The following is a 22,930-nucleotide window of genomic DNA, read 5'->3' as shown; positions in this document are numbered from 1 at the left end:
CCCCCTTTACTATAGTATCACTGCCAACACTGCAGCAGACCACCAAAGTACAGCTTCTGTCCCTTCTAAAGAAGCCCCCGCCGTGTCCCCGTTTACGCCTCCAAGCCTGTGCACGAAGAAACGGTACAATGCCAAGGTGCAGATCATGGAAACGGCTGCCAGACTTATCGTAAGGGATAAGGAAAAATATAAAGCAGGCAGCAGGGATAAAATAGTTATACCCGCCAGCCAGCGTATATCAGATGGCCTTCCACTTTGTTGAAAAGAAGCTGCCAGACCGGTACTCGACAGCAGTTTTCCTCTGCTGACAACGACACCCATTCCTGCTCTTGAAAGCACCGGAACCGCAAACAAGGCGGTAAAGAAAAAAACCATGGAGGTATCAAGCATTGTTACAATCGCCGTATATTTACCGCCCAGCAGCAGGATTGTCGTCCATACGGCACCGGATCCTACCAGAGGATCCTTCATTACTGCCAGCTTTTCTTCCCTCGGTTTCCAGGAAAGCACAGCATCGCTCACATCCATCCACCCGTCCAGATGAAGACCGCCCGACACAACTACAAAAGCCATGAGCACCAGAAAACCTACAGCGTAAACCGGAAGCTCTAAGCTTAATGACACCATTGCGATAACTGCTGCCAGCGAAGCGGCCAGAGTGCCGCACAGCGGAAAATGATGCAGTGCCCGACGCATCGTATCAGGCGTCCAGTCAACGGTTCTCGGAACCGGAAGAACCGTTAAAAATCCGAAAGCGAGAAGCAGTCCTTTATAAGAATTCTTTATATTATTTATCATCGGCTGTGTTTTCCATTAAATCAATCAAATCATCTACATTAATATGCCGTTCAAACGTTGCGGCGAGCTCATCCAGGCGCTGATCTTTTTCTCTTTCATAGTATACGACAGCAAGTCCGGGAAGGTTTTTGTGCTTTCGCACCCGGTTCAGCCAGCGGCTGCGCCATTCATCGTTATGAAACACATGATGAAGATAAGTGCCCGTAATTCTGCCATTATGACTTACAACCCCCTCCGGCTTTCCTCCACTGTTGGAATAAAACAGCGGTACGACTTCTGCTGAGTATGTAATGCTGGAACGCCCGGTATGAATTTCATATCCGTGAATCGGCTCGTTCTCTTCCTGCCTTCCACTCCAGCGTCTGGTCGTCTTCTCAGCTTCAAATGAGGTCACCAATGGAAGAATACCGAGACCTGCTGCCCTCGTACCTGGCTTTCCACTATCATTTCCTTCTTCGTCTATCAATTCCTCCCCAGCATCTGCAGCCCTCCACAGATACCTGCAACTGTACCTCCGCTATTAATATATCTTTTTAAGAGGGCTGCTGTACCGCTTCGTTCTAGATGATGAAGATCAAGGATCGTACTTCTGGTACCGGGAATGATAACCGCGTCAGGGTCCCCAAAGTCCTCTGCTGTGTGTACAAACCGAATCGATACATCAGGTTCTGCTGTAAAGGGCTCGACGTCGGTATAATTTGAAATATAAGGAAGCGCAATAACTGCCAGATCAATGACAGACGTTGACGTGTTATTTTCGGTTAATCGATTTAAAGAAAGCGAATCTTCCCGTTCCATGGCAACATCAAGTTTAGGAAGTACTCCGAGGACCGGAGACACGTTTTCTTCTATCCATTTTACTCCGTCAGTAAAAAGGGCAGGGTCCCCCCGGAAGCGATTAACAATAATCCCCGCCAGCCTTTCCCGATGATCGGAGGGCAGCAGCTTCTCCGTGCCGTACAACTGGGCAAATACGCCTCCTCTTTCGATATCCGCAACCAATAAAGCAGGGACACCGGCTGTTTCAGCCGTATACAAATTGGCCAGATCTGTATCCATCAAATTAATTTCCACCGGACTTCCGGCACCTTCCATAATAATAAAGTCATATTCTTTTTCCAGACGTTTCAGCGACAATTGGATAGCCTCTTTCGCCAGGCTCATATATTTTTTTCGGTAATCCCCGGCTTCCGGACTTCCCGAAGAGATTCCCTGAATGATCACTTCTGCTTTTCGGTCACTTCTTGGCTTGAGCAGCACTGGATTCATGTCCACCGTAGCTTCCGTCCGGCATGCCTCTGCCTGAAGCCCCTGCGAGCGGCCAATTTCACGACCTTCTTTAGTAATATAGGAATTATTGGACATGTTCTGTCCTTTGAAAGGAGCCACGTAGTATCCCCGGTTGGCCAGTGCCCTGCATAGTGCCGTAACGATATAGCTTTTTCCGGCATCAGATGTAGTTCCCCACACAATTAATCCTTTCATTGCCATTCTCCTTTCATCGGACGCAGGCAGCCGTAATTGACCATCCCGGCCAGATCCGCTCTTTTTACAATTTGGCTGGACAGCCGTCCCTGCACTTTCAAAAACTGTATCATATCCGGATGCCCTGCCGATTGATGACTTATATCACTGCTGACTACTAAAAGGGTGGCAGTTTTTTTCTGTAGGTTTAACAAAGCCTCCAACATTAAAGCCGGCCCCGTCTGCACATGCCAGCTGCCTGATGAAAACATCTCATTGCTGAGCCAGGTGGTCAGGCAGTCGAGCAGAACATGATCTCCCGCCTGTACCTGCTCTATACACTGCATTAAATCAAATGGCTGCTCGATTGTTACCCACTGCTCCCGTGCGTTTTGCCTTTTGCATTGATGACTGTTGATACGACGGATCATTTCTGCATCCTGCGGGTCAGCCGCAGCCAGGTATACTTTTCTGTTTCCCTGTCTTTGTTGAATAAAATGTTCAGCGAACGACGTTTTTCCGCTTTTCGCTCCGCCTTCGATAAAAATTAACATAGGGGTATAACCTCCCTGAGCATATGTACCAGCCGGTCATTGTCTGCTTTTTGTTTCACAGCGATACGTATATAGTTTCCCTCCAGACCTTGAAACGAATACGTATGACGAAGCATAAACCCATACTCCGCTGCCTTTTTCAGTACTGGAAGCATCGGTCCCTCGTCGGAACGGCGGATGAGATAATAATTTACATTACTTGGACTTACGGTGAAGCCGGCCTCTTTTAATAAAGGCAGCAGCCTGGAGCGTTCTGTTTGAATAAATTGAGCTGTCTTCTGCCTGAAAGGCTCAAGCGAAGCAGCGAAGCGCATTGCTTTTTCTGCAGTAGAACCAATGTTCCAGGACGGTGTTCTCTCCTGCATTTTCTCTACAAACAACGGCGGCGCTAACGCATACCCGGCGCGGATTCCCGGTACAGCATACATCTTGGTTAAAGAGCGGATAACAATTACATGACCGTTTAACCGGGCAGCCTCCGTGCCGTATGTTACCGGATCAGCCTGAAAATCAAAAAAGGCTTCATCAATAATCAAATAGATGCCGCGTTCTTCACATGCATTTATCATTGCAGCCATCGTCTGTCTGCTCTGGGCGGTGCCGGTTGGATTATTCGGGTTACAGATCCAGACAGACTCTACCTCATCCAGAGCCTGATAAAAAGCAGAAAGATCGACCTCCCAGCTGTCCTCCTCTGTCGTTAAAAAGCTCTGCACCTCGCACCTGTATGCTTCCAGGGCTTTCCGGTATTCGGAAAAGGCCGGTTCAATAATTAAGGCTTTCTTTTCCGCAAATAAAGACGCAGTAATATAAATGAGCTCAGAAGCTCCATTACCCGGATGAATACAGGTTTCTTCCACTCTGTTCCAGGCAGCCAGATCTTTTATCAGTTCTTCATAGCGGTAATCCGGGTAGTGTTTAACGTCGACAGCCCACCCGGGCAGTTCTGCCAGAAGAGCTGCCGGCGGGCCAAGCGGATTTGTGTTCACGCTGAAATCTGTCATGCTTTCAGGAACCGGCTGATTTATTTTTTTCATAAAGGCGTCAGGCATCGCACCATGTTCAGGCCAATCCAAGGTAAATTCCTCCCCCTATCCAGGCTGCTGTAAGAAAAAGCAGAATGGTTATGTCCCATACAAAAATACTCTCTTTGATTCTTTCTTTGTTCAACGGCAGTGTTCCTATTCCAAGATAAGGGCGTTCCTTTACTCTGCCGTGATATACAGCAGGGCCGCCCAGCTTTGTAAACAATACCGCAGACATTGCTGATTCTCCAAAACCTGCGTTTGGACTTTCGTGCAGCCGGGCGTGTTCGACCGTATCTTTCCATGTTTTTAGAAGCGTCTGTCTCTGCAGCCACAATGAACTGAATCCCATAAGAACAGCGGTCAGCCGGGCAGGCAGTAAATTCAGGAGATCATCTGTTTTTGCGGCACCAAAGCCAAAAGAAGCATGTTTTTCTGTTTTATAGCCAATCATCGCATCTGCTGTATTAAAAAAGCGATAAAAAACAGCAAGAGGAGCGCCGCCCAACAGTGCATAAAAGAGCGGGGCCGTTACGCTGTCGGAAGCATTTTCTCCTGTACTCTCTACGACAGAACGGGACATCTCTTTTTCCGTCATAGCCGATGTATCTCTGGACACAATGTAAGACGTTAACAGCCTTGCTTTTTCCAGATTGCCTTTGGCCAGTTCCTGATGGATGTCTGCTGCCGAACGCTTCATGCTTCTTCCGCCTATCATCAGCCATATAATTACAGCTTCCAATGCAACGCCTGCTGTCGGGGCCAGAGCATATGATAGACTGGTCATGGCAAAAGCCCCCGCTGTTAAACTTAAAGCTGCGATATAAATACATACGATTCCTTTTATTTTTTTCGTCTGCTCAGATCCCCTGTTTCCATGCTTATCCAGTAAAGAAAGGACTTTTCCCATTATAATAACGGGATGCCAGCCTTTATGCGGATCACCAAACAGCTGGTCAAGCAAATAGGCAGCGGTCACCGCCGTTAAATGGAAGACTACTATCATAACGTTAAAAGCCTCTTTCTAAAGGTTTCTATTTTTCCAGCGCATTATACACACTGTCATAAACTGCTTTAGCCACGTGTCTGCCCAGGACAGTAGCCGTGCCGCCGTAAGGATGATGCATACCTTTCTGCGTAGCCGCCACCATCAGGCTGTCTGTCGACGTTCCCGTTGCCATTGTTCCTGACACCGCATCCTTAATATCCCGGTCCAGAAGCGCTCTCGTTTTTGCTTCAGTCGCTGTCATCATGACCTGGGCAAATGCCGCCTCCGGAAGCCGGCCATCTATAAATATCCAAATGTTGATTGTTCCTATTTCCATAGGCACATGCTGTTCGTATGCCCGGGAAGCATCGAGAGCATTGGAAACGCCGGCCGTTGCCATGACCCAGACATCGGCTCCTTCTATCGTTCTTCTTGTATCCCTGCCATTTTCCAGTCTGGCCGCTGTCATCATTCCCACTGCTTCGTCCGGGTCAATCTTTTTGTGTTTCATATAATCAATATATTCCTGCCTGGCATCATCTATATTGTAATCAAGGGCTACGTGGCGGTTTACAAATACTTTGTGCCAGCCGAATCCTTCTCCAATAATAGAGGAAGAAAATGTTTTCCAATAATCGCCGGACGTTATTTTTACAAGGTCTGCGCTCCGCTCTACCCCCATCCTGTCGATTGCTGCTTCATCGATGCCCGGACCGGGCTTTGGAGTTAATGTAATCAGGGGACTGGGAACAGCCGGATGAGACTTCCGATGTACGGATGCCGAATAAACCTGTTCGATTTTATCCTTTTTCAGTACAGCTCCCGGCTTGCCGGTACCCGTGTCCCGTCCTTCGTGAAGCAGCATGAGCCGGTCACAGAACATAGCAGCCATATTCAAATCGTGCAGAATGGCCACTACCGTTATTTTTTTGGAACTGGTCCACTCACGGAGGGTATTAAGCAAATTCATTTGATGGGAAATATCCAGATGATTGGTCGGCTCATCCAAAAGCAGAATCTGCGGCTCCTGGGCAAGGGCCCTGGCCAACAGCACCCGTTGTTTTTCTCCTCCGCTCAGAGTTTCCATAGGCAGATCTGCAAATGCCTCTACCTTTGTTTCCTGCATTGCCTCATCGACAATTCTTTTATCTTCCGCTTTAGCATTGTTAAACCAGCCGCCCTGGTGCGGGTAGCGCCCCAGTTCTACAACCTGCCTTGCTGTATAGGAAAACGTTGTTTCCGTATGCTGGGGCAGAACGGCAATTCTTTTGGCAAGTTCTTTATTGGAGAAGGCCGAAACGGGCCGGCCCTCTACTTCAATAGCTCCGGATTCAGTCGGGAGTCCACGGTACATACATTTAAGAAGAGTTGACTTTCCGCTGCCGTTCGGACCAATAATGCCGAAAATTTCATGTTCTTTTACAGCCAGGGAAATATTTTTAATGACAGCTTCTCCACCATATCCTGCCGTAAGCTGATGAACGTTAAGCAGCATCTGTCTACCTCCTTTTTCCAATTTGTCTTGTCAGACGTCTCTGCTGGAAAAGCAGAAGCCCGAATACCGGCGCACCGGCTACCGCCGTTATGACTCCTATCGGCAGTTCTGTCGGCGCGATAATCGTACGGGCCAGCAGATCCGTAAGTGCCAGAAATCCACCGCCGATCAGCATAGAGAGCGGCAGCAGGTGGCGGTGATCCGGTCCCCAGATGAGACGGGTCAGATGGGGTATAACAAGTCCGACAAATCCGATGGTTCCGGATACCGCTACGGCAGAGCCGGTAATAATCGAAGCCGCGGCTAATATTGCCAACCGCCGGACTTTTGTATTCACTCCGAGCGTTTTCGCCGTTTCTTCTCCAAAAACGAGAGCGTTCAGCTCTTTGGCATTCCACAATAAGATAAGACAGCCCACGATAAAAAACGGCAGAATCAGCCCTACATATTCCCATCCTCTCATCGCCACGCTGCCCATGATCCAGCTGATAATCTGACGAAGTTCATCGCCTGTCAGGGCAATCATTAACGATATTAACGAGCCTAAGAACGAGCTGAAGATAATACCGGCTAGAATAATCGTCTCCGTGGAAAGGCTTCGTTCAATTGCTTTTACAAAACCGAGCAGCAGCAGAAGTGTGATCATGCCAAACAGAACGCTCACTGCCGGAAGAGTAAAACGGCCAAGTCCCGGTATGGAAAGTCCTAAAAACAACACGGTAACCGCTCCCAGGGAAGAACCTGACGAAACGCCGAGCGTGTAGGGGTCGGCAAGCGGATTTTTCAATAATCCTTGAAAGGCAGCGCCTGCAATTGCAAGCCCTGCCCCTACAAGAACCGCTAACAAAACCCTAGGCAGCCTTATTTCTTTAATAATATTTACGAATGTAGTATCAAGGTGAGATGGAAAATCAAGTCCGAGAGCTGTCCGCCCTATAATTTCTGCACTTACGAAAAATGGTACCTGAACACTTCCTACCGAAACCCCGACTACAATACTTGCGACTAGAAATACAAAGGCTGCAATATAGGCTGCCGGCTTACTGTTCTTCAGTAAAGACATCCGGATACACCACTTCTGCCATCTGCTGCAGACCGTCTGTCAACCTTGGTCCCGGACGGCTTACAAGATCGCTGTCTAAATCATGTACTTCTTCACTTTCAACAGCAGGAACATCCGACCACCCGTCGCGATTTAAAATATTTTCTGTGGAATTCTCCACCCTGAAGCCGTACGTGGTAACGATAACATCCGGGTTCAGTGCAACAACATCCTCTTCTGTGTAAGGGACCCAGCCTTCTTCTTCAGCAGCTGCGTTATCAGCCTGAATAATATCAAGCATTTCATCCATAAATGTATTCTGTCCGGTAGTAAAGATATTCGGCGGCGCGTCTACTTCCACCCAGACGGTTTTACGGTCTTCCTCGGAAATGGCAGAAGCTGTCTCTTCGATAGAAGCGACGTCTTCTTCCATTGTTTCTACTATAGAAGAGGCTTCTTCCTCTGTCCCTGTAGCCTGGCCGATCATATTGATTGTATTATACGTCTCTTCAAATGAAGTAGCATCGTTTACTACAAGAATTTCTGCTCCCGCTTCTTCAAGCTGGTTTAATCCTTCTTCTGAATTCTGGACAGCAGATGAATCAGTTAAAATAAGATCGGGTTCAAGAGAAAGAACTGTTTCGACGTCAAAATCGAGACCGCCTACACTTTGTTTTTCCTGAGCTTCTTCCGGGTACGTATCAAAATCTGTTACTCCTACTATCTGATCTCCGAGTCCCAGCGCAAAAGCAATTTCTGTATTACTTGGCAGCAGGCTGACAATATTCTCCGGCTCTTCTTCAATCGTTATTTCTTCTCCCATTCCGTCTGTGATCGTTACGGGATAACCTTCTGCCTGTTCTGAACTTTCCTGCTCTGAACTTTCCTGCTCTGAACTCTCCTGGCCTTGTTCTTCTTCCGTTTCTCCGCCGCAGGCAGCAAGTGCAGCTGCCATTCCAGCGGTCATTGTTAGTAAAAGTGCTTTTTTCATATTGGTTTCCCCCTTGTGTAGTATGTCCTAAAAATCCAGAAAAATCAGGAGCCTGTCGTTAAGCTCTATGTAAGATAATAAGAAAAGCTCTTCCCTGAAATGGGAAGAGCGGATAAGCGTTCCAGCTTTAAGCAGCTGAACCATATTATATCCGGCATCCTCTTATCCCCGAGAGTGCAGCACCGATTACATATATGGCAGGTATCCTGACTTATGCCCAATTCAAAGATCCTTCCCGTTCATACAGAACAGTGGACTGCTTCTTTGAAAGCTGCACTTACAGTGGCGGGACCGTACCGGCATCTCACCGGTTTCCCTTTTAACGGAAAGAGCACTCTTTCCGACCATATACATGATATTCTATTCATTTATAAGGACAATCCTCTATAGTATACATCATCAGCCCGCGATACACAGCAATTATTGGGAGGATTCCTCCCCTTTTTTCCGGCAGATAAAAATCTGCCGCGGTGACCTGCTGTTATCATATTCCGCAGCGCTGTAATCCCCAAAGAAATACACCGGTTCGAGATCATATCTTTGCAGCATCTGCCTGAGCTGATGCTGTTCATAGAGTTTGACCCGTTCTACATATCTTCTTTCCGTTCCGTTTTCCTTGATCGTAATTTTTTTCTCCACATAGTCCTGCCCGGCACGCCGTTCCTGAAGGACCGTCATGCCGTCCCGTTCCGATTCATCAAAGGGGACAAGGTTTTTACGGACATAAGCGGGATTTAAATAATCAAACAAAAACCACCCGCCCGGTATTAACGCATCGGCTGCCTTTTGAAAGACCAGCTCATTTTCTTCATCTTCGAGAAAATAGCCAAAGCTTGTAAATACGTTAAACGCTGCTTCAAATTCCTGTTTGAGCTCCACCGTACGAATATCTGCGCGTCTGTACTGTACCGGAAGGTCATTTGTGAGATCGATGGCTTTTTTCAAAAGCGCCGGGGATAGGTCAATTCCTGTTACATCAATGCCTTTTCTGCCCAGCCATCTGGCGTGCCTGCCGTTTCCACAGCACAAATCAACTGCTTTCATTCCTTTTCTCATCGGCATATAGGACATAAGCGACTGCAGTTCTCCGGCCGCTTTCGCTTCATCCCGGTGGTCGTAGACTTTTAGATAATCTTCCTGAAAGTGTTCCTCAAACCAGGCTTTCATTTCTTTCCCTCCTATTGTTCTTCATTTTTTTCATAATCAGAAGGGATATAAAAACGAAACGTGGTTCCCTCATTCATTCTGCTCTGGGCTGCTATATAACCGCCATGGGCTTCCACGATATTTTTGGCGATGGCCAGGCCAAGTCCGGTGCCGCCCTTGCTGCGGGTCCGCGCTTTATCTGCTTTATAAAAACGTTCGAAAATAAATGGCAGATCTTCCTCCGGTATTCCAGTACCGTTATCAATGACAGCTGCAGTTAAACCGTCCGGACTATTTGTCATTTCCAGCAGTACACTGCCTCCTGCTTCCGTATGGCGGATCGCATTGTGCACCAGGTTTGTTAACACCTGCTCTATCCGGTCAGCGTCAGCAAAAATAAAAGCTTCGTCTCCTTTTACGGAAGACTGCAGCGTCAGCCCTGCTTCCGAAGAGAGCCCCTGAAATTTCTTTTCCATTTTATCCGTTAAGGTTTTAACATCCATCCACTCTTTTTCCAGATGAAGATAACCTGCCTCCATGCGGGCGAGATCAAGCAGCTCATTTACGAGGCGCCCCATACGAAGTGACTCTTCGTATATAATCTGACCTATTTCTTTTTTCTCTTCTTCGGTCGAAGCAATGCCGTCTACAATAGCTTCGCTGTACCCCTGAAGCATGGATATAGGTGTCCGGAGTTCATGGGAGACATTTGCGATAAAGTCTTTCCTAAGCTTGTCGTGCTGCCGTTCCTCTGTCATGTCACGGATAACCGCCACCGCTCCTCTGACAAACGTTTCATCGTATAACGGCGTCATCAGAACAGCATAGCTTCTTCCCTGCACGTCCACCTCTGCCAGCTGCTCCTGTTCCATGCCGACTACCTGCTGGAAGATTTTTTTCATTTCTTTTGGAAGCGGCGTTGTCCGGCCTTCCTGTTCATTCTGGTATTCCAGAGCCAGCAGAAACCGGTCTGCAGGTGGATTGGTCAATACGACCGCCCCTTTCCGGTCTATCGTGATCACGCCGTCTGCCATGCTGAGAAGTATCCGGCTGAGCTGTTCTTTTTCCTGATTCAGCTCTGTAATGTTTTGGTTTAATTTCCGCCGCATCCGGTTAAATGCATTTCCCAGCTGACCGATTTCATCATTGGATATGACCGGCACTTTTGTTTCGAAATCACCTTTGACGACATCAAGCGCCAGCTGTCTCATTTTCCGAAGCGGTGCGGTAATTCTGGTAGATAGAAAGAAAGTAAACACAGTCGTAAGAATGATTGCAATACCGGCGGATAACAGAATTATCTGCTGGGTTTCTCCGGTCGTATCTTCAATTACATTAAGCGACTGGTATAAAAATAAGGAACTTTCTTCTCCATCAGTGGAGACAAAGGGCACACCAACAACGAAAATTTCATCATTTTCTTCGCCGCTTCCCGAAAAATCCCCATGCATCGTTACATCTTCACGCTCATTAATGACACCGGATAAACGGTTATCTTCATAAAAGCGTTCCACCGGCAGAAATATGTTATTGGCATGATCAATGGCCGGATACCATGGTTCGTCTTCTGTAATAACGAGCACCTGCGTATTATATGAGGCAGCCATTCGTTCGATCAAAGGCCTTGTAGTTTCCTCTTCCTGTTCTTCAAGAATGCTCACCATCACATTCGCGTGATTAGTGAGCTGTTCTTCTGCTTCGGAAATATGATACTGCTCAAAAAACTGAAGCAGCAGAAACGTCAGGATAAGAAGAACTACAAGCACTAATAAAAGAATAGTCAGCCACAGCTTTCCAACTACGCTCCGCCAAATCATTAGTCTTTCGCTGCCTCAAATTTATAGCCGACCCCCCATACTGTCGAGATCATATTCGCCGCTTCTTCTGAAATCCGGCTTAATTTTTCACGCAGGCGTTTTACGTGTGTGTCTACTGTTCTAAGGTCGCCGAAAAAGTCATAGTTCCACACATCTTTTAATAGCTGCTCACGGGAAAAGACTTTGTCCGGCGACTGGGCAAGATATAACAGCAGTTCATATTCTTTTGGTGTCAGTCCTACGGCTTTTCATTTACCGTTACCGGTGTGCATCATTATCGATGGTTAAATGAGGAAACACCAGTACGTTTTTCGCTTCTGTTTCCGTCTGTAGAAATTTAGTAGCTGAGGATCTGCGCAGAAGTGCCTTAATCCGGAGAATAACCTCCCTTGGACTGAACGGTTTTACAATATAGTCATCTGCGCCGATTTCAAAGCCCTGTACACGATTGGCTTCTTCTCCTTTCGCGGTAAGCATGATAACAGGCGTCGCTTTCGTTTTCCGGAGCTCCTGACAGACTTCCTCTCCATCCATGCCGGGAAGCATCAGATCCAGAAGAATAACGTCAAATTCTTCGTTTAACGCTGTTTCCAGTGCCTCTTCCCCATTTTCAGCCTCCACTACGATAAAGTCCTCTTTTTCTAAATACATTTTCAGAAGACGGCGGATGCGGTCTTCATCATCTACTACAAGTACTCTGGTATCCTGTGTCATATTCAGCTGCCTCCTCATTGCCTTTTGCTGATTCTCTCCTGCCTATTTTAGCATGATTTGCTCTATTCTCTCATCTCCCGCCACTTATTGCGGCCTTTATCTCCTTTTATTGAAAAAAAAGACTTCCCCGTGAAGGTTCAGTCTTTTATTTGCAGATCACGCATACGAATGCAGACCTGCAATAACTAAATTAACAAAAACGAGATTGAACATAATAATAGCGAAGCCGATAACGCACAGCCATGCCGAGCGCTCTCCGTGCCATCCGCGGGTTAAGCGGAGGTGAAGATAGGCGGCATAAAATAAAAAAGTAATTAATGCCCATACTTCTTTAGGGTCCCATCCCCAAAAACGGGTCCAGGCAATCTGCGCCCAGATCATGGCAAAAATAAGTCCGCCAAGCGTAAATACAGGAAAACCTATCGCAATTGCTCTATAGCTTAGCTCATCCACTTTGTCCGGGCTTACTCCTCGAATAAGCGGCTGTAGAAATTGACTCAGCGGTTTGCGCAGCAGCAGGCGGATAACCGCATATAGCACTATGGCTGCAGCAAATGTCCAGACCAGCGTATTCGCATCATCGCTTCGTATCCATTCAGGCAGGAGAAACAGAGGTTCCCAGCTTCCCTGTTGAATAAGCTGGCCGTTGTTTGGCCCGAGGATAGGAGGCAGTTCATAGATCATTTCAGCCTGCGCTCCGTTTTCATCCTTATATTGAAAGACCGTCTGATAGCCGAATATATTAAAGGCGTATCGGATAATTACAAAAGCTGCGACCGTAAGCATGCTGAACATAATAAATTCCAGCCAGAACACTTTTTTTCCGCCTTTGGAAAAGTCGACCGTCCGGATTAAATAAATCAGGCCGGCCACAAAGCCGATTGCGAGTATCCCTGTCCAAGAGCTGTTGTCGTTACATGAATCTGCAGCCAGTAGCTCTGCAGAGCAGGTATTAACGGCTCTACTTCCGTTGGAAAAATAGAAGCATAAGCTATAATCAGCATAATGATAGGCATAGCAAACATGCCAAGGACATTGGATTTATAAATGGAGTACAAAATCAGAAAGGCAAATCCAATCGCTATGCCAAGAAAGGTTGTATATTCAAACATATTGCTGACCGGTGCATGGCCGGAAGCCATCCAGCGCGTAACAAAATAGCCGGCCGCAAACAGAAAGCCTCCCAAAGCTGCCAAAAATCCTAGCGTTCCCCATTTATTTCCTGTCATATCCCCGGATTTATCGCGCCACTTTCTGCCGGTTACAGAAACCGCAAAAAGAATAGTGGCTAGTAAATAAAGGAAAAAAGCCGTCAATAATAGATTTCCGCTGAGCTGCTCCATCGTTAGCTTCCTCCTTCTTGTTGTTTTTTCTTTTCTTCCGCTTGTTCCTTCTCCGCTACCTGGTCTACAGGAGGAGAAATGCCGGCTTCTTCATAAAGAGCGTCAAAATCGCGTTTTAACGTCTGCCAGTGTTTGTTTGCGTGTCCCGCATAAAGAAGTTTTCCGTTTTCTTTTTTCAGCCACACTCTTCGGTGGGACCAGTAGGAGCCCTGAATAAGGCCGATCATAAAAATAATGCCGCCCGCTGCAATAAACGGAAGCGTATTGTCTTTACGAACCGTCAGACCGGTTACATTTTTCGTTTCCACGTTTTGAAAGCTCATCTCATAGTCATTTTCCCCAAAAAACATCCTCGTTTCTCTGAATACCTACAAAGCTGTATTCCCCTTCTTCCTCATGCTCTGGTGAGAACATTTGAAAATAAATGCAGGATTATCGGGAATACTTGATATAGTAGAAGGTTCTCCCTCTTCGTTGAATTCAAAGTTGGGAAAAATAAGAGTCAATCACTACGCGGTAGCCGTCTCCTAAATCATATTCGCTTTCCGGATTAAACAAATCGATCTGCAGCTCGCCTACGCTTTCTCCGGTTTCCCGGTTTACCATTCCAGACTCATCACGTTTAATTCATTCAGCTTATAGTCCACCTGGTAAAGGCTGAAGCCATCAAAAGTAAGTGGTTCATTTACACGGATTTCATCCCGCTTCAGTTCCTGCAGATCGGGTTCTTCTCCGATGGTTCCGCCTTCTTCCCGCTCATATACAATTGCATCCGTCTGGAACGTCTCGACGATGTTTCCCCCGGCTCTTTCAAGAGCAGTAGCAAACGTCTCGTCGTCTTCATCATACATCTCCAGGAAGAACTGTTCGTTTTCAACAAAATACTCTCCGTCCGTTCCAGGAACAACTTCGGTTTCTCCTTCACGCACCCAGACTACTTCATCTACATACATGCCCGGAAAAAAGCGCAGCATCGCTCCTGTCAAAAAGATAATCAGGCCTACATGGTTTACATAAGGGCCCCATCTCGAGAAGCGCCCCTTTTCGGCAACCAGGTTTATCTCCTTCTTCGCGGATTTTAAATTTTCTTTTTTTCAATATATGTTTTGCCGCTTCCAGCTGATTTTCTCCTGCCGCACAGTCATTTCCCCAAACATCCGCTGTCTGCGGAGAAAACCCTTCGTTTCTGGATACTTTTTTGATGCTTTAATACCCGGTACAGCGGCACTACCCGGTCAAGGCTTGCAATAATCAACGAAATTCCCAAAGAAGCAATCAGCGCCATATACCACCAGGAACTGTACATATTATGTAATCCAAGCGTGTAAAGATCTGGCCGAGCACGCCGTACTCTTCCTGGTAGTGCTCCGCTGCTGATACGTTATTTGGAATATACATTTCCTGTGGAAAAATGGTGCCAAGAGACGATGCAGAAGCGTTAGGATAATGATCCATATACCTACTTTTACCGAAGAAAAAAAGTTCCAGACTTTATCGACAATAGATTTATATGTCTGGGATCGCCTTGCCACCCCTTCATATCTCATATCTACGAGCGTCTGCTGCTTCGCTTTTCATTCAGCGGTTTCCCGCATGCCTCACAAAGATTGGTCCCTTCCGGATTTGAGTAACCGCATTCACAAATCACTTTAGCCATAGAAACACCCCATTAGCTTACCCTGCCGGGCATCTGTTTCTCTATTTATTTGATGAAGCAGGCTTTCTGTCCGAAGTATATACCGGAACAGAAAGCCTTATTTTATTCCTGCTCTGCCAGATCGCGCAGTTTCTTCACTTCAATCGGCTTTAATTCTCTTGAATCGCCGGGCTCCAGCCCCTGCAGGGTTAGAAACGCATAACTTCCCGCTTCAGCTTAATCACCTTGTGTCCGATATGTTCAAACATCCGCCTGACCTGCTGGTTTTTTCCTTCATGAATGGAGATCTCGATAATAGAAGAATTTCCCGACTTATTAGAGCTTTTGACGTTTACTTTTGCAGGCGCCGTTTTACCGTCTTCGAGATAAATGCCCCGCTCCAGCTTTTTCAGGTTTTCTTTCGAAGGTCTTCCTTCTACTTTTGCAATGTACGTTTTTACAATTTTATTGCGCGGATGCATCATCAAATGAGCAAAATCACCATCATTTGTTAAAGAAGAAGCCCGGACGTTTCATAATCCAGCCTGCCTACTGGAAAAATACGCTGTTCGATATCCGGCAGAAAGTCATTTACCACCTTACGGCCTTTATCATCACTTACAGCTGAAATGATTGATTAGGCTTATATAGAAGAAAATAGACCGGCTGCTCTTTATCCAAAGGCACTCCATCTACTTCCACTACGTCATTACCGACTGTTACTTTTGTTCCTAATTCTGTTACTACATCACCATTTACAGTAACGCGTCCTTCTTCGATCAGCTTTTCTGCTTTTCGTCTGGACGTAATTCCTGCTCCTGCTATTACTTTCTGCAATCTTTCCATCTGCTTCACCTCATCTTCTATATCATACGCATCATGCTGTGGAACCACAACCTTTTTTCCGTTCAGCACGGTGTCTATCTGTCGTTTTCGTCCCATGCATCAATCCGGCTGAAAAACTGATCCGGATCCTCTGTTTTTTCTTCACTGAACTGCTGGATATCCGGAAGTTCCTGCAGCGATGTGAGCTCAAAATATCCAAAAAGCGTTTGGACGTGCGGTATAGAATAGGCCGTCCAATTTTATCGGCCCGGCCTGCTTCTGCTATCAGGGCTTTGGCAACCAGAGTCTGAATGGAACTGCCCGAACTCACACTTCGTATGTCATCAATTTCTGTTTTAGTAATCGGCTCATTATAAGCTATGATCGCAAGTGTCTCCAGGGCAGCCTGAGAGAGCTTCGGTCGATCAGGAGTGATGACGTACTGCTCTATATACGAAGCGTACTCATCTTTTGCTGCCATCTGGTAGGAGGTACTGGTCTGTTTCAAACACAAACCGCCTTCCTTTTCCTGCATCTGCTGCTTCATTTCTTCCAGCGAAAAGAACATTCCTCCATGCTGATCTGCAGCAGACCCGCAGCATCTTCGATTTCCACTCCTTCTTCTCCGCTTACATATAGAAGCGATTCCAATACTGCTTTTTGTTTTTCCTTATTTACCATACGTTGTTCCTCCAGCGGTATGTACTTCAATATCAGAGAAATTCCCATCCTGTGTACAGATGATTTTTTGCTGCTTCATCATTTCCAGCATCGCCAGAAATGTAACCACCACTTTCGGCTTATCCGCCTCCATAAAAAAGTCTGCGAATAAGCAGCTGCCGTGCCGGAGAGGCTAACATGTTTTCAATAGAACCGATCATCTCTTCAACGGAATACGTTTCCTGTTTGATGACTGCAGAGGAAGGTTTGTTAAACGCAGCGCGGGTCTTCAGCCTCTGCAGGGCGTCAATCATATCGTATATGGATACGTTATCCGGCAGCGCCGTATCTTCTTTTTTATCTTTAAGTTCCTGCCATGATCTCGAAAATGGTTTGTATAATAAGTACCCGCTTCGGCTTCCTGCTTTTTCAGATAGTCTGCAGCGGCTTTATACTTTTTGTATTCGGATAAACGATAAATGAGTTCTTCCCTGGGGTCGTACTCGTAGTCCTCTTCTTCTTCCTCAAAATCGGTGCAGGAAGAAGCATGCTGCTCTTGATCTCCAGAAGAGATGCTGCCATCACTAAATATTCACTTGCTACATCAAGCTGAAGCTCCTGCATCGTCCGCACATAGTCCAAATATTGGGCTGTAATCGTTGAAACAGAAATATGATAAATATCTACTTCTGATTGTTGGATTAAATGCAGCAGCAGATCGAGTGGTCCCTCGAATGTATCAATTTTTACGCTGTATTTCTCCATTTTTCTACCCCTCTGTTCCCTTTCACACACTTGAATTATATCATATCCATCTGCTGCTTAACGATAGGCGAATTTATGACGTTTAACGTCTCGGAGTAGATTAATGAAAAGCACATGTGGTAAAGTTTAGAATATGTACTCCAACGGCCTTTAGAACATTGTCAAAGAAAATATTCAACGAAAGCGAGTGCATGCTATGCCTCCTATTTACTCTGACAGCTATATTCAATTCCTTATTCAGTTTCACGGGCATCGTGATTACTTTGAATGCCATGAATTGTTAGAAGAACACTGGAAGGAAAAAGAAGCCGGCAGACGCGACAAACACTGGGTAGGACTCATTCAGCTTGCCGTCGGGTTATATCATCAGCGCCGCGGCAATTATGCAGGCGCAGAGAAAGTGCTCCTTCGTTCTTCGGAATTATTGCCGAGCATTCGTATTCCCTGCAGCAGCTTTCTATCGATACAGATGAATTGTTAAACCGCATCTATTTACAGCTCGATCAGCTCTTATCCGACGATCCTTATTCGGATTTAAATATCCCCCTGACGGATGAAAAAACTCGTTCAGCACTGTTATGAAGAATGTGCACGACGCCGGCTTGTCTGGCAGAATAAAAGCGATATGGCCGATAAGGAATTAATTGACCGCCATACACGCCGGGACCGATCCGATGTAATTCAGGAACGCGAAGAACAAAAGAAACGAAAGCAGGCTGCGGCCAGCCGTTATTCCTCTTACTAAAGAAATTTCCATAAGAAAGCGTCCGCCTGTTACGAAGCGGACGCTTTTTCTACGTACTCTGGGTTTCTTCCGGCCGGCATGATTCAAGAAAGCTTTTTACCGCCTCGGAAGGAACCATATTTTTTTGAAGGCGCTGCTGCATTTCTTCTACCATTTTCCTGCCAAGACCTTCCCCGCGGTAGGATGGGTTAATACATAAATGCTGCAGCCTGACCGTATTCTCCGTTTCATTCACAATACCAATAACTCCTACAAAATCTTCTTTTTCCTTCCATAAAAAAAGCTCTCAGCTGCTTTCTGTTTCATACTTCTGCACGGTTTCAAGCAATAGTTTAATACTCTTTTCTTCCGGCATGTATGACAGCAGGCCCATTGCGATTTTTCGTTGTGCAGGCTTAAATTTCATGAACATATAAATATATCCCTCATCACTTTCGAAAAATAGAAGATATGTGCTGCTTGGAGAAAGCACGTCCTCAAACAGCACGAAAACATGGCAGATAGAACCGCCATGTTTCATGATTTATCGATATTGTACATGATTTAAAAAAGTTTATCAAGATTAGCCATTTCAATTGCTGCAAGCGCTGCGTCTGCGCCTTTATTGCCAGCTTTCGTGCCGGCTCTTTCCACCGCTTCTTCGATCGTATTTGTTGTTAATACGCCGAATATAACGGGAAGATCATAATTCATAGCTACCTGTGATACTCCTTTGGCGGCTTCTGAGCAGACATAATCAAAGTGAGGCGTTGCTCCGCGGATGACGGTACCAAGTGTAATAATTGCATCATATTTTTTTCTGCGCCAGTTTTTTGGAAGCATAAGGAATTTCAAATGCACCCGGTACCCAGACGGTATCGATATTTTCTTCTGTTACACCGTGGCGTTTTAATGTACCGACTGCTCCTTCAAGCAGTCTCCCAGTAATAAAATCGTTAAAGCGTCCGGTAACTACTGCTATTTTAAGTCCTGCCCTGTCATAGATCCTTCAAAATTCTGTCCCATGTCTGAAAACTCCCTTATTCTCTAATGTTATGCTGCATATATTTAGAAGTGGAGCATGTGCCCCATTTTTCCCTGTTTGGTCCGCATATACCTTTCGTTATCCTTGTTAAGTGGAAGCTGAATAGGTACACGGTCGATCACTTCCAGATCATAACCCTTGAGCCCGGTAATTTTTCTGGGATTATTGGTAAGCAGGTTCATTTTTTTTACTCCAAGGTCTTTAAGAATCTGGGCGCCAATTCCATAATCGCGGAGATCAGGCGCAAAACCAAGCTTTTCATTAGCTTCTACTGTATCATATCCCTGCTCCTGAAGTTCATAGGCTTTCAGCTTATTGATCAGGCCGATACCTCTTCCTTCCTGGCGCATGTACAGCAGAATACCGCTGCCTTCCTGCTCAATCTGCTGCAGGGCTGCATGAAGCTGAGGGCCGCAGTCGCAGCGGTGGGAACCAAATACATCTCCTGTTAAACATTCTGAGTGAACCCGTACAAGTACGGGTTCATCCGGCAGGATATTACCCTTTACGAGCGCGATACTTTCTTTTTGATCAATAACAGAAGTGTAGCCGTACGCTGTAAATTCACCGAATTCTGTTGGCAGCTTCACTTCTGTTTCTCTTACGATCAGCTTGTCTTTTTTATGACGGTATTTAATAAGATCCTTGATCGTAATCATCTTGATTTCATGTTTTTCAGCGATTTCAAGAAGCTCAGGGACACGGGCCATTTCCCCATCCTCTTTAATAATTTCACAGATAACGCCCGACGGCTCAGCACCGGAAAGACGTGCCAGGTCAACAGCCGCTTCGGTATGTCCGGCTCTGCGGAGAACCCCTCCCTCTTTAGCGATCAATGGGAAAACATGGCCGGGACGCTTTAGATCGAGCGGCCGGGTTTTATTATTAACAAGAGAAAGGATGGTATCCGCCCGTTCTTTGGCTGAAATGCCGGTAGACGCACTTTTGTGATCTACGCTGACTGTGAACGCTGTTCCGTGGGGATCGGTATTGTGGTCAACCATCGGAACCAGCTCCAGCTCCCCGGCCCTTTTTTCGGTTATAGGCGTACAGACGAGACCACGTCCGTGGGTAATCATAAAGTTAATGGTGTCTGGTGTAATTCTATCGGATAAAGCGACAAAGTCGCCTTCATTTTCCCTGTCTTCATCATCGACTACGATCACTGCTTTTCCCTGCATTAATTCATAGATGGCTTCTTCAATTGTATGAAACATGGATTCATTTTCCATGATGCATCTGCCTTCTTTCTATTGGAGTTTTACGCTTTTTTGTATTTGGTTTCAAGCAGACGCTCTGTGTATTTCATTAACACATCGCATTCTACGTTGATTGGATCATTTATCTGTTTAGTAGATAAGTTTGTTTCTTCCCACGTGTGGGGAATAATCGAAACAGTAATAGTAGATGCTGCATCGTCCACTCCAAATAAAGTAAGACTTATGCCGTCGAGCGTTACGGATCCTTTAAGCATCATATACGGCATCAGCTGCTCCGGCACTTCAATGTGAATGTACACTGCGTTTGCCAGCGGCTCAATGGAGGCAATTCTTCCGGCTGCATCCACATGGCCGCTTACGAAATGTCCACCGAAGCGGTTATTGGCTGCCATAGCTCTTTCCACATTTACGCGGCTGTTCTCTTGAAGAGCCTGAAGACTGGTGCTTTTCATTGTTTCAGGCATTACATCGACCTGAAACATGTTTTCATCGAAATCTGTAACTGTCAGGCAGACACCGTTAATGGAAATACTGTCTCCTTCTTTCATGTCCTGCATAATTTTTTCCGCTTTTATTTTCAGCTCCATATGCGTTTCATGGTCATTCATCTGGGCAATCGTTGCTTTTTCTTCTATAATTCCTGTGAACACAGCATTCATCCTTTCTTTGGAAAAGCCGTTATCTTCATGTCTTCTCCTAATGTTTCGGTTGATTCCACTACCAGTTCTGCGGCCTCTTCCATAAGAGCTATGCCGCGTCCTCCAAAAACAGGAAATGCCGTTTTTCCGCCAATCAGCTTTGGGGCTATATAATAGTGCAGTTCCTGAAAAGCGGCTGCATCTAAAAAGCTGCCATGTACAGCTGCCCCGCCTTCTACATACAAAGACTGTATATTTTTTTCTCCCAGCTTTCCGAGAAGAACAGGAATCGTTATTGTTTCCTCCTGCAGCTTTATAATATCGGCTCCGGCGGCTTTCAAAACCTGTTTTCTTTTCTCATCGGCTCCACTACCGCAGATTATCCAAACGGGAGCTCCTTCATCATGCAGCATTTTTGCAGTCGGACTCGTTCGCAGGGAAGTATCCAGGATAATTCGTACCGGCTGCCTGAACGCATGATCAAGCCTGACATTAAGAGAGGGATCGTCAGCAGCGGCTGTTCCCGCACCGATTAGTATCGCATCGTGCTTCATTCGGTTTAAATGGACATCTTCTCTTGCTTTCCCCCCCGTAATCCATTTGCTGCTGCCGGTGTAGGAAGCTGTTTTCCCGTCCAGTGTGGCTGCTGCTTTAAGCGTCACGTAGGGTGTCGCTGTTTTCATATAGTGAAAGAAAAAATTGTTTATTTTGTCTGCCTTTTCTTTTAGGACGCCGACTTCAACGGTTATTCCGGCTGCCTTTAGTTTTTCGATCCCTCTTCCTTTCACTTCGGGATTGGGATCGACAGAAGCCACCACTACTCTATCAACCCGGCTTTCGATCAATAGATCGGCGCAGGGAGGCGTTCTCCCATAATGGCTGCACGGTTCCAGCGTCACATAGGCCGTAGCACCCTGCGCCTGGTCCCCTGCCATGCGCACGGCATGCACTTCTGCGTGGGGGGTTCCCGCTTTTAGGTGTGCCCCCATGCCGACAATTTGATTGTTTTTTACTATTACGGCTCCCACTAATGGGTTGGGGGAGGTCTGGCCTGAAGCGGAAACTGCCAGATCCAGTGCGAAATTCATATATGTTTCATCGTTCATATTTATTACAGCCTTTCCCACTGCCCCGTCCAATCAGCTTCGGAGCATATAAAAACCCCCGAAGGACTGTTTCCTTCGGGGGAGTAATTAATCACGTTTAAATAAGCCCTGTAAACAGGGATCAAAGGCCGCTTCTCTATGTTAAACACAAAGTATCGCGCAGCCTATTTAAACATGGTTTCCTTCTCCCATCCAGACTTTACTGTCGGCTTCGGAATTTCACCGAATCCACCGCTCTGCCTAAGCATTACGGGTCACGGACTAAAAAGAGAATGCTCTTTATCACCGCCGGTTGGGACTTTCACCCGACCCCGAAGGAACTGCCGTACGGCAGGTACCAATGTTATTTTATAAAAGTATATACTTAATCATATGATAATCCAATGAGAATCGTCAACTAAAATGCCTGACGGTTCTGTTATGTAAAAAAACCGGCACGGAGCCGGTTTTTTTGCTTTATTCGCTCCAGACTTTCACTTCCTGCATAACGTCGCCCTGCTTGATTCTATCTACCGTATCCAGGCCTTCTGTTACTTTACCAAAGACCGTGTGAACGCCGTCTAAGTGAGGCTGTGGTTCAAAAAGAATAAAGAACTGGCTTCCGCCCGTATCTTTGCCGGCATGCGCCATTGATAAATAGCCTTTACCGTGCTTATTAGGATTTCCTTCTGTTTCACATTTAATGGTATATCCCGGTCCACCTGTGCCGTTGCCGCTAGGGTCTCCACCCTGGGCTACGAATCCAGGAATGACGCGGTGGAAATTCAATCCATTATAAAAGCCTTTATTGGCAAGTGTTTCAAAGTTTTCTACTGTGCCTGGTGCATCCTGGTCAAAGAATTCAATTTGAATTTCTTCTCCGTTTTCAAACTTAATGCTTCCTTTTTTCATCACAATCAACCACCTTCTTTAAAATGTAAAACCCGGTTTAATA

General features: G+C 46.2%; 21 protein-coding genes, 7 pseudogenes and 2 riboswitches. Of the genes and pseudogenes, 2 read left to right on the top strand and 26 right to left on the bottom strand.

Annotation, left to right across the window (positions count from 1 at the left end; all coding sequences use genetic code 11):
- Nucleotides 1-9: 9 nt before the first annotated feature.
- The 19 genes and pseudogenes from MMY81_RS04340 to MMY81_RS04250 form a co-directional block, all read right to left on the bottom strand.
- Nucleotides 10-798: an adenosylcobinamide-GDP ribazoletransferase gene (locus tag MMY81_RS04340; protein WP_252311778.1), complete on the bottom strand. Its 789-nt coding sequence runs from the start codon at nucleotides 796-798 to the stop codon at nucleotides 10-12.
- Nucleotides 788-2,283: pseudogene (locus tag MMY81_RS04335) on the bottom strand (cobyric acid synthase). The gene MMY81_RS04340 and the pseudogene MMY81_RS04335 overlap by 11 nt, the downstream one beginning before the upstream one ends.
- The gene (locus tag MMY81_RS04330; RefSeq protein ID WP_252311777.1) at nucleotides 2,280-2,816 is read right to left on the bottom strand and encodes a bifunctional adenosylcobinamide kinase/adenosylcobinamide-phosphate guanylyltransferase; all 537 of its coding nucleotides are present in this window, start codon (nucleotides 2,814-2,816) and stop codon (nucleotides 2,280-2,282) included. Before MMY81_RS04330 ends, MMY81_RS04335 begins: the two are co-directional and overlap by 4 nt.
- Nucleotides 2,810-3,892, bottom strand: coding sequence for a pyridoxal phosphate-dependent aminotransferase (locus MMY81_RS04325; protein ID WP_252311776.1), 1,083 nt, complete (start codon nucleotides 3,890-3,892; stop codon nucleotides 2,810-2,812). Before MMY81_RS04325 ends, MMY81_RS04330 begins: the two co-directional genes overlap by 7 nt.
- A complete protein-coding gene (gene cbiB, locus MMY81_RS04320) occupies nucleotides 3,879-4,847 on the bottom strand; it encodes an adenosylcobinamide-phosphate synthase CbiB (protein WP_252311775.1) in 969 nt (322 codons plus the stop codon). The genes MMY81_RS04325 and cbiB overlap by 14 nt, the downstream gene beginning before the upstream one ends.
- Nucleotides 4,848-4,875: 28 nt before the next feature.
- Nucleotides 4,876-6,324: a heme ABC transporter ATP-binding protein gene (locus MMY81_RS04315; RefSeq protein ID WP_252311774.1), complete on the bottom strand. Its 1,449-nt coding sequence runs from the start codon at nucleotides 6,322-6,324 to the stop codon at nucleotides 4,876-4,878.
- A 4-nt stretch (nucleotides 6,325-6,328) separates the two neighbouring features.
- Nucleotides 6,329-7,387: a FecCD family ABC transporter permease gene (locus tag MMY81_RS04310; RefSeq protein WP_252311773.1), complete on the bottom strand. Its 1,059-nt coding sequence runs from the start codon at nucleotides 7,385-7,387 to the stop codon at nucleotides 6,329-6,331.
- Nucleotides 7,365-8,357 (bottom strand): ABC transporter substrate-binding protein, encoded by a 993-nt coding sequence (locus MMY81_RS04305; protein ID WP_252311772.1) that lies wholly within the window; start codon nucleotides 8,355-8,357, stop codon nucleotides 7,365-7,367. The genes MMY81_RS04310 and MMY81_RS04305 overlap by 23 nt, the downstream gene beginning before the upstream one ends.
- A gap of 179 nt (nucleotides 8,358-8,536) precedes the next feature.
- Nucleotides 8,537-8,721, bottom strand: a riboswitch (cobalamin riboswitch).
- Nucleotides 8,722-8,777: 56 nt separating this feature from the next.
- A complete protein-coding gene (locus MMY81_RS04300; RefSeq protein WP_252311771.1) occupies nucleotides 8,778-9,524 on the bottom strand; it encodes a class I SAM-dependent methyltransferase in 747 nt (248 codons plus the stop codon).
- 11 nt (nucleotides 9,525-9,535) lie between these two features.
- Nucleotides 9,536-11,320 (bottom strand): ATP-binding protein, encoded by a 1,785-nt coding sequence (locus MMY81_RS04295; RefSeq protein ID WP_252311770.1) that lies wholly within the window; start codon nucleotides 11,318-11,320, stop codon nucleotides 9,536-9,538.
- Nucleotides 11,320-12,034 (bottom strand): annotated as a pseudogene (locus MMY81_RS04290) (response regulator transcription factor). The gene MMY81_RS04295 and the pseudogene MMY81_RS04290 overlap by 1 nt, the downstream one beginning before the upstream one ends.
- A gap of 156 nt (nucleotides 12,035-12,190) precedes the next feature.
- Nucleotides 12,191-13,377 (bottom strand): annotated as a pseudogene (gene ccsB, locus MMY81_RS04285) (c-type cytochrome biogenesis protein CcsB).
- A 2-nt stretch (nucleotides 13,378-13,379) separates the two neighbouring features.
- Nucleotides 13,380-15,034, bottom strand: a pseudogene (gene resB, locus MMY81_RS04280) (cytochrome c biogenesis protein ResB).
- A 102-nt stretch (nucleotides 15,035-15,136) separates the two neighbouring features.
- Nucleotides 15,137-15,859, bottom strand: a pseudogene (locus MMY81_RS04275) (pseudouridine synthase).
- Between the two features lie 31 nt (nucleotides 15,860-15,890).
- Nucleotides 15,891-16,406, bottom strand: a complete 516-nt coding sequence (scpB, locus tag MMY81_RS04270) for an SMC-Scp complex subunit ScpB (RefSeq protein ID WP_252311769.1) — start codon at nucleotides 16,404-16,406, stop codon at nucleotides 15,891-15,893.
- The gene (locus MMY81_RS04265; protein ID WP_252311768.1) at nucleotides 16,382-16,519 is read right to left on the bottom strand and encodes a hypothetical protein; all 138 of its coding nucleotides are present in this window, start codon (nucleotides 16,517-16,519) and stop codon (nucleotides 16,382-16,384) included. Before MMY81_RS04265 ends, scpB begins: the two co-directional genes overlap by 25 nt.
- Nucleotides 16,509-16,652 (bottom strand): segregation/condensation protein A, encoded by a 144-nt coding sequence (locus MMY81_RS04260; RefSeq protein ID WP_252311767.1) that lies wholly within the window; start codon nucleotides 16,650-16,652, stop codon nucleotides 16,509-16,511. The genes MMY81_RS04265 and MMY81_RS04260 overlap by 11 nt, the downstream gene beginning before the upstream one ends.
- 156 nt (nucleotides 16,653-16,808) lie before the next feature.
- Complete coding sequence (locus MMY81_RS04255; protein ID WP_252311991.1) at nucleotides 16,809-16,979, bottom strand: hypothetical protein; 171 nt, start codon at nucleotides 16,977-16,979, stop codon at nucleotides 16,809-16,811.
- On the bottom strand, nucleotides 16,928-17,263 hold the full coding sequence (locus MMY81_RS04250) for a segregation and condensation protein A (protein ID WP_252311766.1): 336 nt from the start codon (nucleotides 17,261-17,263) through the stop codon (nucleotides 16,928-16,930). Before MMY81_RS04250 ends, MMY81_RS04255 begins: the two co-directional genes overlap by 52 nt.
- A 196-nt stretch (nucleotides 17,264-17,459) precedes the next feature.
- On the opposite strand from MMY81_RS04250, the gene MMY81_RS04245 reads away from it, so the two are divergent.
- Complete coding sequence (locus MMY81_RS04245) at nucleotides 17,460-17,744, top strand: DUF309 domain-containing protein (protein WP_252311765.1); 285 nt, start codon at nucleotides 17,460-17,462, stop codon at nucleotides 17,742-17,744.
- 72 nt (nucleotides 17,745-17,816) lie between these two features.
- Nucleotides 17,817-18,008: a hypothetical protein gene (locus tag MMY81_RS04240; RefSeq protein WP_252311764.1), complete on the top strand. Its 192-nt coding sequence runs from the start codon at nucleotides 17,817-17,819 to the stop codon at nucleotides 18,006-18,008.
- Nucleotides 18,009-18,057: 49 nt separating this feature from the next.
- Here the strand turns inward: MMY81_RS04240 and MMY81_RS04235 are convergent.
- The 7 genes and pseudogenes from MMY81_RS04235 to MMY81_RS04210 form a co-directional block, all read right to left on the bottom strand.
- Nucleotides 18,058-18,279: pseudogene (locus MMY81_RS04235) on the bottom strand (GNAT family N-acetyltransferase); the annotation flags it as partial.
- A gap of 15 nt (nucleotides 18,280-18,294) precedes the next feature.
- A complete protein-coding gene (locus MMY81_RS33265; protein WP_256497854.1) occupies nucleotides 18,295-18,420 on the bottom strand; it encodes a hypothetical protein in 126 nt (41 codons plus the stop codon).
- Between the two features lie 131 nt (nucleotides 18,421-18,551).
- A pseudogene (ribH, locus tag MMY81_RS04230) lies at nucleotides 18,552-19,013 on the bottom strand (6,7-dimethyl-8-ribityllumazine synthase).
- A 42-nt stretch (nucleotides 19,014-19,055) separates the two neighbouring features.
- Nucleotides 19,056-20,249 carry a bifunctional 3,4-dihydroxy-2-butanone-4-phosphate synthase/GTP cyclohydrolase II gene (locus tag MMY81_RS04225; RefSeq protein ID WP_252311990.1) on the bottom strand — a complete coding sequence of 398 codons (1,194 nt, stop codon included), beginning with the start codon at nucleotides 20,247-20,249 and terminating at the stop codon, nucleotides 19,056-19,058.
- A 44-nt stretch (nucleotides 20,250-20,293) separates the two neighbouring features.
- Complete coding sequence (gene ribE / locus MMY81_RS04220) at nucleotides 20,294-20,902, bottom strand: riboflavin synthase (RefSeq protein ID WP_252311762.1); 609 nt, start codon at nucleotides 20,900-20,902, stop codon at nucleotides 20,294-20,296.
- Between the two features lie 5 nt (nucleotides 20,903-20,907).
- A complete protein-coding gene (gene ribD / locus MMY81_RS04215) occupies nucleotides 20,908-21,996 on the bottom strand; it encodes a bifunctional diaminohydroxyphosphoribosylaminopyrimidine deaminase/5-amino-6-(5-phosphoribosylamino)uracil reductase RibD (protein WP_252311761.1) in 1,089 nt (362 codons plus the stop codon).
- Between the two features lie 176 nt (nucleotides 21,997-22,172).
- A riboswitch (FMN riboswitch) is annotated at nucleotides 22,173-22,319 on the bottom strand.
- Between the two features lie 133 nt (nucleotides 22,320-22,452).
- A complete protein-coding gene (locus tag MMY81_RS04210; RefSeq protein ID WP_120193303.1) occupies nucleotides 22,453-22,887 on the bottom strand; it encodes a peptidylprolyl isomerase in 435 nt (144 codons plus the stop codon).
- Nucleotides 22,888-22,930: the final 43 nt, after the last annotated feature.

The organism is Sinobaca sp. H24 (assembly GCF_023845525.1).
Note: the sequence above shows the minus strand (reverse complement) of the source record. Positions and strands in the feature narration are given on the sequence as shown.